The organism is Actinoplanes awajinensis subsp. mycoplanecinus (assembly GCF_001509495.1).
Taxonomy (GTDB): domain Bacteria; phylum Actinomycetota; class Actinomycetes; order Mycobacteriales; family Micromonosporaceae; genus Actinoplanes; species Actinoplanes palleronii.
Map to the genome: position 1 here is coordinate 1 of NZ_LLZH01000190.1, position 332 is coordinate 332.

Below are 332 nucleotides of genomic sequence, written 5' to 3' on the forward strand. Positions count from 1 at the left end.
GCCGCCGTCGGTCGCGCCGCCGCAGGGCTGGCCGCTTAACTTGCAGGTGACCCGATGGCCACCCAAGCCGTTGAATTCGAACGTCCCCTTTCCGTTGACCAGAATCGGGCCGTTCCAACTACTGTTCGTGAATGTCCGGTGACTGCCACTGACGGCCATCTGGGTGTCCCAGAAACTGCCGACAGTGCCACCGGCGGGCATTTCGAATTCCCCTTTTCAAGAGGTCATCGCGGACGTTCCGGCGTTGCTGTTGACCACCTCGTCCTGCCAGCCGGAGCGCCAGTCGGACACCGTACGCAGGGCAGCGATGGCGGCCGCGGCGCACACCGGCG

The 332-nt window shown here is 65.1% G+C and carries 1 protein-coding gene; it reads right to left on the reverse strand.

The features are described from left to right. A partial coding sequence (locus tag ADL15_RS21120; protein ID WP_232344252.1) for a cellulose binding domain-containing protein occupies positions 1-201 on the reverse strand: 201 nt, incomplete at its 3' end. Positions 202-332 lie beyond the last annotated feature (131 nt).